Genomic DNA, 16,563 nt, shown 5'->3' with positions numbered 1-16,563 from the left:
CGCAGGCTTGGGCCCCCTGCTCCCGCCCCGTACACTCGGCCGCTTCGGAACAAGGGGAACGGCATGGTGCCGGGCTGGGTACTGCTGCTGGTCTCGCTGGGCTACGCCGCGCTGCTGTTCGCGGTGGCCTGGTATGGCGACCGGCGTCCGCTGTCCCCGGACCGTCCCTGGCTGCGCACCATCGTCTACAGCCTGGGGCTGGCGGTGTACTGCTCGTCGTGGACCTTCTATGGCGCAGTGGGCAGTGCGACGCGGCAGGGCATCGGCTATCTGCCGATCTATCTGGGGCCCTTGCTGTTGCTGCTGTTCGGCTGGCGCATCCTCGAACGCCTCGCGCTGATCGCGCAGTCGCAGAACACCGTGTCAATCGCCGACTTCATCGCCTCGCGCTATGGCCGCTCGCAGCGGCTGGCGGCGATGGTCGCGCTGATCGCACTGGTCGCCGCGGTTCCGTATCTGGCGCTGCAGTACAAGGCGGTGGCGATCAGCCTCGGCGTCCTCGGCGGGCCGGACGATCCGGTCACGCCGTTCGGTGATCCCGCGTTCTACGTCGCCGCGCTGATGGCGCTGTTCGCGATCCTCTTCGGCACCCGCCAGGTCGATGCGACGGAACACCGCCCCGGCATGATGCTGGCGGTCGCCCTCGAATCGCTGGTCAAGCTGGTGGCGCTGGTCGCCGTCGGCATATTCGCGATCGCCTGGTTCGACAGCAGCGATCTCCAACTGGTGCCGGCGACGCGCGCGCTGGTCGAGAACGCACCGCCCAGCAGCTTCGTCGCACAGTGCCTGCTCGCATTCGCGGCACTGATCTGCCTGCCGCGCCAGTTCCATGTCGCGATCGTCGAATGCGGCGACGTGCGTGACATCCGCCGGGCGCGCTGGCTGTTCGGCGGGTATCTGGTGATCATCTGCCTGATGGTGCTGCCGATCGCCAGCGCCGGTGTCGCCCTGTTCGGGCGCGACGGACCGGTGGCGCCCGACAGCTTCGTGCTCGCGCTGCCGATGGCGATGAACGCCGATTCGCTGGCGCTGTTCGCATACATCGGCGGGTTCTCGGCCGCGACCGGCATGGTGATCGTCTCGTCGGTCGCACTGGCGACGATGGTCAGCAACGACCTGGTGATGCCGCTGCTGCTGCGCCGTGGCTATGCCGAACGCCATGGCGGCAATGTCGCGCGTACGGTGTTGTGGATCCGGCGCGTCGCGATCATCGCGCTCGCCGCGCTTGCCTACGGCTACTACCGGGTCAGCGGCACCGAGACACCGCTGGCGTCGTTCGGTCTGATGGCGTTTGCCGCGGTCGCCCAGTTCGCACCGGCGCTGATCGGCGGCCTGTACTGGCGGGGCGCGAGCCGCCGCGGCGTCGAGGTCGGGCTGCTCATCGGCTTCGGCGTGTGGACCTACACGCTGCTGCTGCCCACGCTCACCGCATCGGGCTGGATTGATCCGCAATGGCTGGAGACCGGACCGTTCGGCATCCACTGGCTCAAGCCGCACGAGCTGTTCGGCCTGGGCGGCTGGGATCCGCTGACCCACGGCACCTTCTGGTCGCTGCTGCTCAACGTCGGCGCGTTGCTGCTGGTCTCCGCACGCTGGCGGCCGACGCTCGACGAGCGCCTGCGCGCGGCGCCGTTCCTCGATCCCTATGCCGAACGTCGCACGTTCGCCTCGGAGGACTGGAGCGGCAACGTCGGCATCCCCGATCTGCTGACGCTGACCGGCCGCATCGTCGGCGAGCGCACCGCGCGCGCAGCCTTCGACGAACACGCACAGGTGCAGGGCAAGCCGCTCGCGCTCAATGCGCCGGCCGACCGCACCTGGCTGCAGTTCACCGAACGCCAGCTCGCCGCCGCGGTCGGCGCCTCGTCGGCGCGCCTGCTGATGACCAGCGCGCTGAAAGGCTCGGGCATGGAGGTCGACGAAGTCGTCGCGATGCTCGACGAAGCCGGCCAGGAACTGCGCTTCAACCGCGAAGTGCTGTCGTCGACGCTGGAGAACATCGACCACGGCGTCAGCGTCGTCGATCGCACGATGCGGCTGGTGGCATGGAACCGCAGCTACCAGCGCCTGTTCGGCTATCCCGACAACATGCTCTACGTCGGTCGTCCGGTCGCTGATCTCATCCGCTACAACGCCGAGCGCGGCGAACTCGGTCCGCGCGATGTCATCGACATCGACACCGAGATCGACAAGCGCATCGCCTACATGCGCGCGGGTTCGCCGCACGTGTCCGAGCGCGTGCTCGGCAACGGCCAGGTCATCGAACTGCGCGGCCAGCCGCTGCCCGGCGGCGGTTACGCGACCAGCTACAGCGACGTCACCGACTACAAGCGCGTGGAACGCGAACTGCGCGACATCAACGAGACGCTCGAGCAGCGCGTCGCCGACCGCACGCGCGAAGCGGAAGCGGCGCAGGAATCACGCTCGCGCTTCCTCACCGCGGTCAGCCACGACGTGCTGCAGCCGCTCAATGCCGCGCGGTTGTTCACCTCGGCGCTGCGCGAGACGCAGGATGGCGCCGAGCAGAAGCATCTCGCCGAACGCGTCGACACCTCGCTGCGCGCGGCCGAAGAACTGCTCGACGGCCTGCTCGACGTCTCGCGCCTCGATGCCGGTGCGCTGAAGCCGGAGATCATCGATCTCGACATCTCCGAACTGATGCGCCAGCTCGCCGGCCAGTACGCGCCGATGGCCAAGGCGCGCAAGCTCGACATCCGCCTGCATGCGCTGCCGATCGCGGTGCGCAGCGATCGTCGCCTGCTGCGCCGCGTGCTGCAGAACTTCCTCGCCAACGCGCTGCGCTACACGCGCACCGGGCGCATCGTGCTGTCGGCGCGGCGGCGCGGCGACCAGGTCGCGCTGCAGGTCTGGGATACGGGTCCGGGCATTCCCGAGCACCACATGAGCCAGATCTACGACGAGTTCCATCGCTACGAGCAGAACTTCGACTGGGACGGCCGTGGCCTGGGCCTGGGCCTGTCGATCTGCCAGCGCATCTCGCGCCTGCTCGGCCACACGCTCGATGCGCGTTCCAGTGTGGGCCGCGGCAGCATGTTCTCGATCACCGTGCCGCGCAGCACGATGGCGGTCCTGCCCCCGACCGCCACGCCGGCGCCGTTGCACGACGAGTCACTGCAGGGCCTGCGTGTGCTGTGCGTCGACAACGACGACGACATCCTCGCCGGCATGCGCGCGCTGCTGCGTCGCTGGGGCGTGGAGCCGCTGTGCGCGAAGACCATCGACGAGGCGATCGCGTGCATGGACGAATCGCCCGACGTGATGCTGGTCGACTACCACCTGCACGACCGTCTCGACGGCCTCGACACCCTGGACGCCCTGCGTGGCATCGCGCCCGACGTGCCTGGCGCGCTGCTCACCGCCGACGGCAGCGACACGCTCAAGCAGACCGCGCGCATCCGCGGCTACCGCGTGCTGACCAAGCCGGTGAAACCGGCCTCGATGCGTGCATTCCTCGGCGCCCAACGGATGGCTGCGAGCCGACGCGCAGGCAGCTGACGGGGGCGGTCGCGATTGCACCGCGTGTGTCGCCACGTCACGCGAATGCACCGGCGCCTGCGCGTGTCTTCAACGGCGTCACACGGGGATGCCTAGGATCAGCAACCTTGCCCCCGCCCGGATGCCCGCGATGAGTTCCAACGAAAAGACGCCCAAGCCGCCCATGACCAGACGGCGCCGCGTGTTCCTGTTCGGCGCCGTGGTTGCGATCGTGGTGCTGCCGCTGATCATCTACATCGTGGCGATCGGTATCGGTGGCGGCGTGGAGTAGGCGCCTTACAGGCGACAGCACGGGCGCCTGTACGTCGATGCGCGATCGCCGCCGACGAGCCGACGCTGCGCATCGATGACGCGCGGTTCCAGGGCGCAGACGCACGCCACTTCGCACAGGCCACACGCGCCGATCCCGGCCAGCCCGAGGTCCCGGACATGCAGCGCGCCTGACGAACCTCCCGGCCGGCGTGCAGCGCAGCCGAGGATGCGGGCTGCGGGACCGATCGCGTAAAGTGCGACGGGGCGCATCGCACGCCCGACCGGCGCCTCCGGCACGGGCGACGCCGGCAACGTAGATCTGGGAGGCTCCATGCGTATCGGAATCGTCGTCGACTCGGCCTGCGACCTGCCGCCGGACTGGCTCGAAGCCCACGACATCAAGCTGCTGCCGGTGACGGTGCGGATCGGCCAGTCAGAGTTCGTGGACCTGCGCGACGAGCGCGCGACACTCGACTTCATCGAGCAGAACGTCACCGGACGCCACACCGCCGAGACCGCGGCATTCCCTGCCGACAGGGTCAAGGCGCTGTTCCTCGAACAGCTGGTCATCGACTACGACTACGTGTTCTGCCTGACCGTCACCCGTCACCGCAGCCAGATCCACGACCACGCGACCCAGGCCAGCTTCGCGATCCTCAACGAGTACAGGCCGATCCGCGCCCGGGCCGGGCACACGACGCCGTTCGCGCTGCGCATCATCGATTCGCAGCAGGTCTTCGCCGGTCAGGGCATCCTGCCCGTGGAGGCGGTGCGGCTGCGCGATGCGGGTGCCAGCGCGCCCGAGATCCGCAGTCGCCTGGAGTTCCTCGCCGAACGCAGCTATGCCTACATGGTGCCGCGCGATCTGGCGTATCTGCGTGCGCGCATCAAACATCGCGGCGATCGCAGTGTCAGCCTGCTCGCCGCGCTGATCGGTGGCGCGCTCGACATCAAACCGATCCTGCACTGCCATCGCGGCGACACCGGCCCGGTCGGCAAGGTCCGCGGCTTTGAGCCGTCGGCCCGGAAACTCTTCGCATTCGCCGTCGAACGCGTGCGCGCGGGCCTGCTGACGCCGACCCTGTGCCTGAGCTACGGCGGGGAGCTGGCGCAGATGCGGGCCCTGCCCGGATACGACGCGCTGGTCGCGGCCTGCGAGGCGCACCATGTGGAACGCTTCGAAACGGTGATGAGCCTCACCGGCATGATCAATGTGGGCGCAGGCTCGCTGACGCTGGGCTTCGCAGCGCCGCCGCACGGCTTCTTCTGACCGCCCCGCCCGGCGCCTGGTCCGGCATGACGGATTTCTAACGCGCCCGGTTGCTAGTCTGGTGACATCGCTTCCGCCGATGGACCCTGCATGAGCACCCGTTACCTGATCCGCCTGCCCGACCCCGAGAAGGCCCGCGCGTCGGGCGAGCATGCCGTGCGCGCACAGGGCGCGGCCGGCATCGCCTCCGAGCTCGAAGAGGCGTTGCGCGGCGACACGCTCTTCGCACGCTGGCGCGACCAGCAGCCTGACCCGGACGAAGTCGATCCGGCGCTCGGAATCACCGACCCCGGCGCGCAGGTCAGCGGTGAAGACCGCGATCTCGGTGTGGATCTGGTCGTGAACACCTCGATCTCCAGCACCGTGCTCAAGCACCGCCTGCGTCTGCTCGCCGGCAGTGCCTGGGAACTGCGCGACGTCCGCGCCGGCTGAGCAGGCCGCGGCGCACTCGCCGCTGCGCCTGTCCTGCTGGAGCGGCGGCTAGAACGCTGCACGCCCGCGACAGCACGTTTTTTCGAGGCCGTTGCGCGCGTCGCGACGCCCCCCCCAGACCTTGCGCGCGTTTCGATGCGGGCATCGAGCGTCGGGTTGCGCATGCGCAGGCACAACGATTGGCCTGGACCGCGTTCCGCCTGCCGTCCTGCGCCGCGGCGCGATCAGTGCTCCGGCGGCAGCGCGTCGAGCACGCGTTGTCCCCGGCCGGTGGTGTCCGGCAGCACATGGGCGTCGGTCGCGACCAGCACGGTGCCGGGACGCAGCCGCGGCAGCACGCGTTCGACGAATCCCGGCGGCACCTGCACCCCGGCCAGCAGCGCGGGATCGAGCGTCTGGCCGGCATCGGCCTCGCGCCCCGGCACCGCGATCGACTGCCACTGCGGCAGTTCACCATCCGGGACGCCGTCCACATGCACCGGCAGCGTACCGGTGCCCATCACGTAGACATGCGTGCCACGCGGCGCGACCGCCTGCGGCACGACGACCCGTGCGCGTCCGACCTCGCGACCGTCGGCGAGGGCGATCAGACGCTGGTCGCTGCGGCTGAGCACCAGCGACAACGGGCCGGTGGTCGCGTCATCGGCGGTCCAGCGCCAGGGCTGGCCATCGTCGAGCGGCAAGGCCGCGATCGAGGCGCCACTCGTGGGGTCGACCGGCGCGAGCAGGCCGGGATGCACGGCGTCGGCCGACGCGTGTCCGTCTTCGGCAATGACCACGGTCATGCCCAGCGTCGTCGCCGCGAACAGACGACGTGCGAACTCGGTCGGCAGATGCACGCAGCCGTGCGATTCCGGATAGCCGGGCAGACCGCCGGCATGCAGCGCGACGCCGTCCCAGGTCAGCCGCTCCTGGTAGGGCATCGCGGCGTTGTTGTAGAGGCTCGAGTGGTGGTCCCGATCCTTCTGCAGGATGGTGAACACACCGGTCGGTGTCGCATGCCCCGGCTTGCCGGTGCTGACCGTGGTCACCGCGATCCGCAGGCCGTTGCGATAGACGTAGCCGCGCTGCTCGTCGAGGCTGACGACCATCACCATCGGACCGAGCGCGGGATCGTCGCCCGCCCAGATCCAGGCGCCGGGCTTCAGCGCTTCGGCTGGCGTGTCGACCGCGCTCGACTGCGACGCGCCCCAGGTCGGCACCGCGGGTGCGGCGAACGCCGCGAATGGCGCGCACAGCAGACAGAGCCAGCACAGCAGCCACACCCGTCGTATCGACATCGTCTTCGCCCCGGAACGCATGAAGCGCGACGCTAGCATGCAGCGCCCGGCAACACCTCGATTGCCGGACCCGTCCGCGTCAGCCGTGCAAGGCCTTCGCGTGATGCGCGATGTGCGCGCCGATGAAGCTCTGGATGAAGTAGTAGCTGTGGTCGTAGCCCGGCTGCAGGCGCAGTTCGATCGGATGACCGGCGGCCTCGCACGCGGCCTGCAGCAGCTGTGGCTTGAGCTGGCCGTCGAGGAACTCGTCGGCATCGCCCTGGTCGATCAGCAGCGGCAGGCGTTCGGTCGCGTGCTCGACGAGCGCAGTCGCGTCGTACGCGCGCCATGCAGCGCGGTCATCGCCGAGGTACGCGCCGAAGGCCTTCTCGCCCCACGGCACCTGGCTCGGCGCGACGATCGGCGAGAACGCCGACACGCTGCGATAGCGGCCGGGATTCTTCAGCGCGATCACCAATGCGCCGTGACCGCCCATCGAGTGACCACTGATCGCACGCGCGCCGTTCGCCGGCAGTTCGGCCTCGACCAGCGCCGGCAGCTCGTGCACCACGTAGTCGTACATCCGGTAATGCGTGGCCCAGGGCGCCTGCGTCGCATCGACGTAGAAGCCCGCGCCCTTGCCGAGGTCGTAGCCGTCCGCATCGGCCACGTCGTCACCACGCGGGCCGGTGTCGGGCGCGACGAGGATCACGCCGTGCTCGGCCGCGTAGCGCTGCGCGCCGGCCTTGGTGATGAAGTTCTGCTCGTTGCAGGTCAGGCCCGAGAGCCAGTACAGCACCGGCAGCTTCGCTTTCTCAGCCTGCGGCGGCAGGTAGACCGCGAAGCGCATCGTGCAGCCGAGCGTCTCCGAGGCGTGCTCGTAGACGTCCTGCCAGCCACCGAAGCAGGCGCGGTGTTCGACGCGCTCGAGCGCCACGTCAGCGGCCGCCCTGCGGCAGACGGATCTCGAAGGTCTTGAGCACCTGCGGATCGCCCTTGCCTTCGATGCGCGACGCCTGCACCAGCGCACGGATGCGGATCACGTAGAGCGCTTCCGGCAATTCCTCATGCTCGTCGGGCGCGGCGATCATCACGCCCGAGACGATGAAGCCCGCGCTCTTCCACTTGCGGTCGAGTGCCGCGAGGATCGCCTGGTCGATCTGTTCGAGATCACCGTCGTCCAGTTGCGCGATCGCATCGCGCTGTTCCTGTTCGAGGTCGAGATGTTCGATCGCGGCTTCGAGCGCGATCGTGTCCATGAAACCGGTCATCAGTAGTGCACCACGGAGCGGATGGATTTGCCTTCGTGCATCAGGTCGAAGGCGTCGTTGATCGCGTCGAGACCCATCGTGTGGGTGACGAACGGCGCGAGTTCGATGTCGCCCTTCATCGCGTCCTCGACCATGCCCGGCAGCTGCGTGCGGCCCTTGACGCCACCGAACGCGGTCCCGAGCCACTTGCGGCCGGTGACCAGCTGGAACGGACGCGTCGAGATTTCCTGGCCCGAACCGGCAACGCCGATGATCACCGACTGGCCCCAGCCGCGATGCGCGCATTCGAGCGCGGCGCGCATCACGTTGACGTTGCCGATGCACTCGAACGAATGGTCGACACCCCAGTCCGTCATCTCGACGATGACCTGCTGGATCGGCTTGTCGAAGTCCCTCGGGTTGATGCAGTCGGTGGCGCCGAATTCCTTCGCCAGTTCGAACTTCGACGGATTGGTATCGACGGCGATGATGCGGCCGGCCTTGGCCTGGCGCGCGCCCTGGATCACAGCGAGACCGATACCGCCCAGACCGAACACGGCGACGCTGTCGCCTTCCTGCACCTTGGCGGTGTTGTGCACCGCGCCGATGCCGGTCGTCACGCCGCAACCGAGCAGGCAGACGTGTTCGGGATTCGCATCCGGGTTGATCTTCGCCAGCGAGACTTCGGCGACGACGGTGTACTCGCTGAAGGTCGAGCAGCCCATGTAGTGGTAGACCGGCTCGCCGTTGTAGGAGAAGCGCGTGGTGCCGTCGGGCATCACGCCCTTGCCCTGGGTGGCGCGCACGGCAACGCACAGATTGGTCTTGCCGCTTTTGCAGAACAGGCACTCGCCGCACTCGGCGGTGTAGAGCGGAATCACGTGATCGCCCGGCTTCACCGAGGTCACGCCTTCGCCCACTTCGACCACGATGCCCGCACCTTCATGGCCCAGCACGGCCGGGAACAGGCCTTCCGGATCGTCGCCCGACAGCGTGAACGCATCGGTGTGGCAGACGCCGGTGTGGGTGATCTTGACCAGCACTTCGCCCTTCTGCGGCGGTGCGACGTCGATCTCGACGATCTTCAGCGGTTCGCCCGCGGCGAATGCAACGGCGGCACGTGATTTCATGATGGACTCCCGACAGAACGATGGTTACTTGAGATAGGTCCGCACCAGGGCGACGGCATCGTCGACGCTGGCGCGGCGGTGTTCGGGCGAGTCGGCCGGCTGGCCGAGTTCCTCGCGCAGATGGCTTTCGAGCACGCCGGACATCAGCCCGTTGACCGCACCGCGCAGGGCGGCGAGCTGCTGCAGCACGGGGCCGCAGTCGGCGCCGGCTTCGAGCGCACGCTCGAGCGCATCGAGCTGCCCGCGCATGCGACGCACGCGCAGCAGGACACGCTTTTTTTCCTCGGGCGAATGCGGCATGGCGTTGACGTCTCGATACTCTGGGGGAGTATACGCGAGCGCGGGTTCGGGCGCAGTGATTCGGCCTGACATCGGCGCGGATCTACGCCGCCCGGCCACACGCTGCCGGCCGCGCGGTGCCGATACCGGCGTCGTCGAGCGCTGCGGCCAACCCATGGCACGGCCGTTAGTCGAACCGCAATAACCGGTGCTCAGCGCACCGACTGGAAGGCCTGCGCGAGCTGCGTGCCGGCAAAGCCGTCGGGCACTTCGTGTGACACCGCGTAGCGGTACAACGCGGCCGAGTAGATACCCGTCAGCGCCGCCTGGTACACCGCCAGCAGCATCAGGCCGAGCGCGCACAGCACGCCCACCACGATGCCCAGCGCGGCCGAGGACATGAACGCGATGTAGGTCAGCCCCACACCGATCACCGCCACCAGCCCCGTCAGCAGGCCGAATGCGGCGCCGATGCCGACGTTGCCGATCGCGTTCTCGCCCCAGGTGCGCTTGAGCAGCGCCACGCTCTGCTTGAGCGCGTCGATCGGCCCGATGTCCCGGCTCACCAGGACCGGCACCACCAGGAAGGTGGCCAGTGTCCAGGCCATGCCGACGCCGCTGCCCAGCAGCCGTACCAGCGCACCGCTCTGGCGGTGCCGCAGCGCCTGCAGCAGTACGCCGACCGTCGCGGCGATCGCCGCATAGCCCAGGATCGCCGACAGGCGTCGCGATGCGGCGCGCAGTCCGTCGGACAGGCTGGGGTCGCCACCGTCGAGCCGGATCGTCGCCGCTGCGACCAGCGCAGCGTTGAAGAACACGATCACGCTGTACTGGCAGAAATAGAACACGAAGGCGAGCGCCACACCCGCCAGGCCGATGCCCTGCTCGAAGATGCGCAGTGCGAACAGCGGCAGCGCGAAGGTCGCCAGGACCGCCAGCGTGGCCAGACCGGAGAGGACCGGAAACAGCATCAGTTCCTTGTCCGAGCGCAGCACCGCTGCACTCGCCTTGACCAGCCCCCAACTCCGCGACAGCTTCTCGAACACCGTGGTGACTCCCGTGGTTGACGGCAATTCTCCCGCCAGCCCCGCAGGGCCACAATTGACGGAAGTCATATCTTCGACGTGGGGAGATGACCCGATGTGACCGCTCAGCCGATGAGTGTGACCGCCTCGAACGGCGTATGGCGGTCCGCATGCGCGTCCCACAGCTGCGACAGCGCCCGCCCGTCCAGCGGATGCCGCCAGTCGGGTGCGATCTCGGCCGCGGGCCGCAGCACGAAGGCATGGCGCAGTTCGTCGCGCGGGATGCGCAGGTTGCCGGCGCCATCGAGGATGCCGTCGTCGAACAGCACGATGTCGATGTCGAGCGTGCGGTCGCTGAAACGCGGGCCGCTGCGATCGCGCCCGTGCGCGTCCTCGAGTGCATGCAGCCAGTCGTTCAACGTCGCCGGGGTGAGTGAGGTGCGCACGGTCGCCGCGGCATTGAGGAAGTCGGGCCCCGTGTAGCCGACCGCCGGGAAGCGGTAGACCGTCGACACCACGACATCATCGAACCGCGCATGCAACGCGGCGATGGCTGCGCGCAGATGGGACTCGGGTTCGACGTTGCTGCCGAGACTGAGCAATGCGATGGACATGGCGCGCTCCGGTGGGGGCGCCATGATCGCCGATTGCCCCGCGCATGCGCGAGGCAATCCGACGACTCAACCGGCGTCGGGGGCCGGCACCGGCGGCTGGGCACGCGGCTGCGGGCTGCGGTCTCCCGAACTGCCGTCCGCGTCGTCGAGCCGGCGCAGGTTGACGTCGATCGGCGCGTCGCTGTGCGCCTGGAACACGCGCAGGTCGAACTCCGGCAGGATCGCCAGCATGTGGTCGAAGATGTCCGACTGGATGCCCTCGTAGACGCCCCACGCGGTGCTCGAGGTGAACGCCCAGATCTCCAGCGGCAGACCCATCTCGGTGGGCTGGTGCTGGCGCACGAGCATCGTCAGATCCTGGTTGATGCCGGGGTGGTTGCGCAGGTAGTGCTCGATGTACGCGCGGAACGTGCCCAGGTTGGTGACGCGCCTGTGGTTCACAGGCTCGGCACCATCGGCCGCCAGACGCGCGTTCCATTCCTGCAGTTCCTGTTCCTTGCGGTCCAGATAGCCGTCGAGCAGGCTGAAACGACGGAAGTGTTCGATCTCCGCCGGCTCCAGGAACCGCACGCTGCGCTGGTCGAGATTGAGCGCGCGCTTGATCCGGCGGCCGCCGCCTTCCGACATGTGCCGCCAGTTCTTGAACGAATCGCTGACCAGCTTCTTGGTCGGCACCGTGGTGACGGTGCGGTCCCAGTTGCGCACGGTGATCGTGTGCAGCGCGATGTCGATGACGTCGCCGTCGGCGTTCTGGCCCGGCATCTCGATCCAGTCGCCCAGACGCACGCGGCCGTCGTTGCTGATCTGCACGCTGGCGACCAGCGACAGGATGGTGTCCTGGAAGATCAGCATCAGCACCGCGGTCATCGCGCCGAGGCCGGTGACGATGTGCAGGAATTCCGCACCGATCAGCGTCGCGACGACCGAGATGCCGACCAGCACGAACATGATGATCTTCGCGACCTGGAAATAACCCTTGATCGGCTTGTTCTGCGCGTCGGGGCGGCGCTCGTAATTGCGGTTGATCGCATCGAGGCCCTTCGAGATCGCCATGGCGATCGTCACCACCACGAACACCTGGCACAGCGCCTTGACCACGGTCACCAGCTGCGGCGGCAGGTCGGGCACGATCGAGATGCCGGCCGAGATCACCAGCGCCGGCACGACGTTGGCCAGACGCGGAATCACCCGCAGCCGCACCTCCTGGTCATGCTGCGCGCCGCCGAGCGGTGACTTCATCAGCAGCTGCCGGAGTCCCCGCAGCAGCACGTGCTTGGTGACGAAATTCGCGATCCACGCCAGCAGCAGCAACGCGCACAACACCGTGACGGTATAGGCCCAGGGATACGGCGCAAGGACGTCGCGGAGGCGTTCGAGTTGTGTCTGCATCGTGCGGGGATCTCCTGGTCATGCGCCCGACAGGCGCGACGCCAGCTCCGCACAATCAGGTCTGGCGCGTACGTTCGATTTGGACGCCGACCGCGCGTGCACCACGCACGGCACCCGGCTTGCTGAGCTTCAATCGTACCCGCTCGACCTTGAACTCCTCGATCACAATCGCAGCGCAGCGCTCGGCGAGCGTCTCGACGAGACCGAATTCCGATGCCGACACGTAGTCGATCAGCCGCTTGCTGACCGCCTTGTAGTTCAGCGTGTCGTGGATGTCGTCGCTGGCCGCGGGCACGCGGTTGTCGAACGTCATTTCGACATCGAACACCAGCGGCTGGCGGATGCGCCGCTCCCAGTCGTAGATGCCGATCAGCGCCTCGATCTCGAGGCCTTCGATGAAGACGGTGTCCATGGCGGCGATTGCGTGCGGCGGAAAGTCCGCAGCTTAGCGGCAGCGGCGCAATGGTGTCGCGCGCAGGCTTACGCCGCAGCGAGCGGCGGCAGCGACGCCATGTCCCAGCGCGGCACCACGTGCACCGCGGCACCGCCATGCTGGCCCGCCGACAGGCGCAGGGCGCCGGCGAACGCGATCATCGCGCCGTTGTCGGTGCACAAGGCCGGACGCGGGAAACACACGCGACCGCCGCGACGCTGCGCGTCGGCGCGCAGCTTCTCGCGCAGCCGCGTGTTCGCGCCCACGCCGCCTGCGACGATCAGCGTGTCGAAGCCCGTGGCATCCAGCGCGCGCGCGCACTTGATCGCCAGCGTGTCGACCACCGCATCCTCGAAGCCACGCGCGATATCGGCCTTCGTCGCGTCGGTCTGGTCGCAGCCCTGCCAGGCCAGCAGGACCTGGGTCTTCAGGCCGCTGAAGCTGAAATCCAGACCGGGCCGCGTGGTCATCGGCCGCGGAAACTTGAACGCGCCCGGCGTGCCGTGTTCGGCCAGCGCTGCGAGCTGTGGGCCGCCGGGATACGGCAGACCCATCATCTTCGCGGTCTTGTCGAAGGCCTCGCCGGCAGCGTCGTCGAGTGTTTCGCCGAGCAGGCGATAGCTGCCGATGGCGTCGACCGCGACCAGCTGCGTGTGTCCACCCGAGACCAGCAGCGCGACGAACGGCGCAGCCGGCGGATCGTCCTCCATCAACGGCGCCAGCAGATGGCCTTCCATGTGATGCACGCCGATCGCCGGCACGTCGAGACCCCAGGCCAGCGCGCGTGCGACACCGGCGCCGACCAGCAGCGCGCCCACCAGGCCGGGGCCTGCGGTGTAGGCCACGCCGTCGATGTCGCCGGTCGACAGGCCGGCCTCGTCCAGCGTCTGCCGGATCAGCGGCAACAGTTTGCGCACGTGGTCGCGGCTGGCGAGTTCGGGCACCACGCCGCCGTATTCGGCGTGCAGCGCGATCTGGCTGTAGACCGCATGTGCGCGCAGTCCGGCCGCACCGCCCGCAGCCGTGTCGTAGACGGCCACGCCGGTCTCGTCGCAGGAGGTTTCGATGCCGAGGACTTTCATGCGCGCTGACTGCCGGGGAAGCGGAAGGAGGAGTGCCGGACCGGATATGGCGCCTTGCGCCCGGCCCGGTCGCGGCCGACCCGGTGGCTTGCACCTGCCACCGGGACACGGCTATGATACGCGGCTCGCCGGGGACCCATGCCTGGCGGATTCCGAATTCGCAAGATTCCGATCCGGCCAAAGACGGCCGGGTATCCAGATCCCCGGAGATTCCATGCCAAGCGTCAAAGTCCGCGAAAACGAGCCCTTCGAGTTTGCGCTGCGTCGTTTCAAGCGCACCTGCGAGAAGGCAGGCGTGCTCGCCGAAACCCGCAAGCGCGAGTTCTACGAGAAGCCGACCCAGGAGCGCAAGCGCAAGGCTGCTGCCGCTGTGAAGCGTCAGTCCCGCCGCGTGTCGCGCGACGTCACCAAGCGCAAGCGCCTGTATTGATCGGCGCGGCCGGATTCCGTCCGGCCTGATCGTTTGATGACGCAAAAAGCCGGCAGCGCCCTGCGCCGCCGGCTTTTTGTCGTCTCCGCCGCGGACCCACCAGGTTCCGGCACCTCCCGCACGCGCCCAACCCGGAGCCAGCCATGACCCTGAAGCAGCAACTCACCGAAGACATGAAGGCCGCGATGAAGGGCGGCGACAAGCACGCACTCGGCGTGATCCGCCTGATGCTGGCCGCGGTCAAGCAGCGCGAAGTCGACGAGCGCATCGAGCTCGACGACGCCGCCGTGCTGGCGGCGCTGGAGAAGATGGTCAAGCAGCGCCGCGACTCGGTCAGCCAGTTCGAAGCGGCGAGCCGCGAGGATCTGGCCCAGGTCGAGCGCGAGGAGATCGTCATCATCGAGCGCTACCTGCCGGAGAAGCTCGGCGAAGACGAGATCCTGGCCGCGATCGCCAGCGCCAAGGCCGAAACCGGCGCCACCAGCCCGGCCGATATCGGCAAGCTGATGGGCGTGCTGAAGCCGATGCTGGCCGGCAAGGCCGACATGGGCCTGGTCTCGCGCCTGGTGAAGCAGTCGCTGGGCTGATGACCGCCGGCGACGGCATCGTCCTGCGCCCGGCACGTCCGGACGACGTGCCGCTGGTGCTCGCGCTGATCCGCGAACTGGCGGTTTACGAGCGCCTGTCCGATGCTGTCGTCGCCGATGAAGCCCAGCTCGCCGACGCCCTGTTCGGCGACGCGCCTGCGGCCGAAGTCGTGATCGCCGAAGCCGACGGCACGCCCGCCGGCTTCGCACTGTTCTTCCACACGTTCTCGACCTTCCTCGGCCGTCGTGGCCTGTATCTGGAAGATCTGTTCGTGCGCCCCGCGTATCGAGGCCACGGTATCGGTACACGGCTGATGCGCCATCTCGCCGCGCTCGCGGTCGCGCGCGACTGCGGGCGTTTCGAATGGACCGTGCTCGACTGGAACGCGCCGGCGATCGGTTTCTATCGCGCGCTCGGTGCACAGCCGCAGGAAGGCTGGACCGTGCAGCGCGTCGAAGGCGACGCCCTGCGCGCACTCGCGACGATGACGCGCTGAAATCGCCCGGCGCTTCACGCTCTGCTACAAACGCGTGCATAAGGTGACGGCAACGCCGCAGTGGACACGCACGCGCTCCACACGTCGGCCTTCAAGAATCGCCACGCATGAGCACGTCGCCGCAGGACACCCAGGACACCGATACACCCCTGCGCCACACGCGCTGGGGCCGTCTGCGCACACGCGTCGACAAAGGTGTCGCCCGCTTCGAAGAAAGCCTGCCGGCGGCGATGGTCAAGCGCTTCGTCGATGCCGACCTGCTGACCCAGGCCGCGTCGTTGTCGTTCTACACACTGATCTCGCTGGCGCCGATGCTGGTGCTGGTGCTGTGGATCACCGCGTCGCTGTATCCGTCCGCGCAGGAAGCGCTGCTCGAGCAGATCGGCGCGCTGGCGGGCGACGGCGCACGCGATGTTGCCGGCACTGTGATCCAGAACGCCACCGAACAACCCGACATCGGCTCGCTCGCCGGCCTGTGGAGCACGCTGCTGCTGTTCGTCGGTGCGACCGTCGTGTTCGCGCAGCTGCAGGGCACGCTGAACCTGATCTTCCGCACCGATGGCGATCGCCTGCCGGGTGGCCTGATGGTGTTCCTGCGCAAGCGCGTGTTCTCCGCCGGCGTGGTGTTCGCGCTGGGCTTTCTGGTGCTCGTGTCGACGCTGATGACCACCGCGGTGGAGTTCATCTTCGCCAACGTACCGTCGATCCTGCCGCTGGTCGGCAACACGCTGATGCTGGTGCTCTATTCGTTCGCGTTCGCCGTGCTGTACCACTATCTGCCCGACCGCCGTGTGCGCTGGCGCCAGGCCCTGTTCGGCGGCGTGGTGACGTCCGTGCTGTTCGTCGTCGGGCGCTGGGGCATTGGCATCTACATGACCCACGCCGCGCCCGGCAGCGCTTACGGCTCGTTCGGCACCCTGGTGATCCTGCTGGTCTGGATGTATTACGCGGCGACGATCTTCTTCGTCGGCGCGCTGATCACCGCGGTCATCGACGAGCGCGTGCGGCGCAGTTCGGTGGACCGCGCGCTGCAGAAGCGCGCCGAGCGCCAGGCTGCCGCGCTCGCGAAGGGGCCGCCGCCCGCAGGCTGAAAGACGCGTCCCGGATGCTGCGATCCG

General features: G+C 68.3%; 18 protein-coding genes. 8 read left to right on the top strand and 10 right to left on the bottom strand.

Going from position 1 to position 16,563, the window contains the following annotated elements; translation table 11 throughout:
• The first annotated feature begins 63 nt into the window (after window positions 1-63).
• From AC3A4E_RS03085 to AC3A4E_RS03070, 4 genes are all read left to right on the top strand, one after another.
• Window positions 64-3,516 carry a hybrid sensor histidine kinase/response regulator gene (locus AC3A4E_RS03085; protein WP_487630103.1) on the top strand — a complete coding sequence of 1,151 codons (3,453 nt, stop codon included), beginning with the start codon at window positions 64-66 and terminating at the stop codon, window positions 3,514-3,516.
• A gap of 130 nt (window positions 3,517-3,646) precedes the next feature.
• Window positions 3,647-3,787, top strand: a complete 141-nt coding sequence (locus AC3A4E_RS03080) for a hypothetical protein (protein ID WP_487630102.1) — start codon at window positions 3,647-3,649, stop codon at window positions 3,785-3,787.
• A 312-nt stretch (window positions 3,788-4,099) separates the two neighbouring features.
• The gene (locus tag AC3A4E_RS03075; RefSeq protein ID WP_487630101.1) at window positions 4,100-5,038 is read left to right on the top strand and encodes a DegV family protein; all 939 of its coding nucleotides are present in this window, start codon (window positions 4,100-4,102) and stop codon (window positions 5,036-5,038) included.
• Window positions 5,039-5,128: 90 nt separating this feature from the next.
• A complete protein-coding gene (locus AC3A4E_RS03070) occupies window positions 5,129-5,470 on the top strand; it encodes a hypothetical protein (protein ID WP_487630100.1) in 342 nt (113 codons plus the stop codon).
• 224 nt (window positions 5,471-5,694) lie between these two features.
• On the opposite strand, the gene AC3A4E_RS03065 is transcribed toward AC3A4E_RS03070, so the two are convergent.
• From AC3A4E_RS03065 to tsaD, 10 genes are all read right to left on the bottom strand, one after another.
• Window positions 5,695-6,750, bottom strand: coding sequence for a L,D-transpeptidase (locus AC3A4E_RS03065; RefSeq protein ID WP_487630099.1), 1,056 nt, complete (start codon window positions 6,748-6,750; stop codon window positions 5,695-5,697).
• Between the two features lie 79 nt (window positions 6,751-6,829).
• Window positions 6,830-7,666: an S-formylglutathione hydrolase gene (gene fghA / locus AC3A4E_RS03060; RefSeq protein WP_487630098.1), complete on the bottom strand. Its 837-nt coding sequence runs from the start codon at window positions 7,664-7,666 to the stop codon at window positions 6,830-6,832.
• Window position 7,667: 1 nt separating this feature from the next.
• Window positions 7,668-8,000: a hypothetical protein gene (locus AC3A4E_RS03055; RefSeq protein WP_487630097.1), complete on the bottom strand. Its 333-nt coding sequence runs from the start codon at window positions 7,998-8,000 to the stop codon at window positions 7,668-7,670.
• Window positions 8,000-9,109, bottom strand: a complete 1,110-nt coding sequence (locus AC3A4E_RS03050) for an S-(hydroxymethyl)glutathione dehydrogenase/class III alcohol dehydrogenase (protein WP_487630096.1) — start codon at window positions 9,107-9,109, stop codon at window positions 8,000-8,002. Before AC3A4E_RS03050 ends, AC3A4E_RS03055 begins: the two co-directional genes overlap by 1 nt.
• A gap of 24 nt (window positions 9,110-9,133) precedes the next feature.
• Complete coding sequence (gene frmR, locus AC3A4E_RS03045; protein WP_232136203.1) at window positions 9,134-9,409, bottom strand: formaldehyde-responsive transcriptional repressor FrmR; 276 nt, start codon at window positions 9,407-9,409, stop codon at window positions 9,134-9,136.
• A gap of 191 nt (window positions 9,410-9,600) precedes the next feature.
• Window positions 9,601-10,434: a DUF6159 family protein gene (locus AC3A4E_RS03040; RefSeq protein ID WP_487630095.1), complete on the bottom strand. Its 834-nt coding sequence runs from the start codon at window positions 10,432-10,434 to the stop codon at window positions 9,601-9,603.
• A 104-nt stretch (window positions 10,435-10,538) separates the two neighbouring features.
• Window positions 10,539-11,027, bottom strand: coding sequence for a 2-amino-4-hydroxy-6-hydroxymethyldihydropteridine diphosphokinase (folK, locus tag AC3A4E_RS03035; RefSeq protein ID WP_487630094.1), 489 nt, complete (start codon window positions 11,025-11,027; stop codon window positions 10,539-10,541).
• A 66-nt stretch (window positions 11,028-11,093) separates the two neighbouring features.
• A complete protein-coding gene (locus AC3A4E_RS03030; RefSeq protein WP_487630093.1) occupies window positions 11,094-12,416 on the bottom strand; it encodes a mechanosensitive ion channel family protein in 1,323 nt (440 codons plus the stop codon).
• A 55-nt stretch (window positions 12,417-12,471) separates the two neighbouring features.
• On the bottom strand, window positions 12,472-12,828 hold the full coding sequence (gene folB, locus AC3A4E_RS03025) for a dihydroneopterin aldolase (protein WP_487630092.1): 357 nt from the start codon (window positions 12,826-12,828) through the stop codon (window positions 12,472-12,474).
• Between the two features lie 68 nt (window positions 12,829-12,896).
• The gene (tsaD, locus tag AC3A4E_RS03020) at window positions 12,897-13,931 is read right to left on the bottom strand and encodes a tRNA (adenosine(37)-N6)-threonylcarbamoyltransferase complex transferase subunit TsaD (protein ID WP_487630091.1); all 1,035 of its coding nucleotides are present in this window, start codon (window positions 13,929-13,931) and stop codon (window positions 12,897-12,899) included.
• Between the two features lie 214 nt (window positions 13,932-14,145).
• Between tsaD and rpsU the strand changes: the two genes are divergently transcribed.
• The 4 genes from rpsU (at window position 14,146) to AC3A4E_RS03000 (ending at window position 16,536) form a co-directional block, all read left to right on the top strand.
• Window positions 14,146-14,361, top strand: coding sequence for a 30S ribosomal protein S21 (gene rpsU, locus AC3A4E_RS03015; protein ID WP_055251159.1), 216 nt, complete (start codon window positions 14,146-14,148; stop codon window positions 14,359-14,361).
• Between the two features lie 143 nt (window positions 14,362-14,504).
• A complete protein-coding gene (locus AC3A4E_RS03010) occupies window positions 14,505-14,948 on the top strand; it encodes a GatB/YqeY domain-containing protein (RefSeq protein WP_487630090.1) in 444 nt (147 codons plus the stop codon).
• Complete coding sequence (locus AC3A4E_RS03005; protein WP_487630089.1) at window positions 14,948-15,445, top strand: N-acetyltransferase family protein; 498 nt, start codon at window positions 14,948-14,950, stop codon at window positions 15,443-15,445. The genes AC3A4E_RS03010 and AC3A4E_RS03005 overlap by 1 nt, the downstream gene beginning before the upstream one ends.
• A gap of 230 nt (window positions 15,446-15,675) precedes the next feature.
• Window positions 15,676-16,536 carry a YihY/virulence factor BrkB family protein gene (locus AC3A4E_RS03000; RefSeq protein WP_487632001.1) on the top strand — a complete coding sequence of 287 codons (861 nt, stop codon included), beginning with the start codon at window positions 15,676-15,678 and terminating at the stop codon, window positions 16,534-16,536.
• Window positions 16,537-16,563: the final 27 nt, after the last annotated feature.

This window comes from Luteimonas sp. Soil_N_1 (assembly GCF_057656255.1).
The sequence above is the reverse complement of the archived record's forward strand: the minus strand, read 5'-3'. Positions and strand labels throughout refer to the sequence as shown.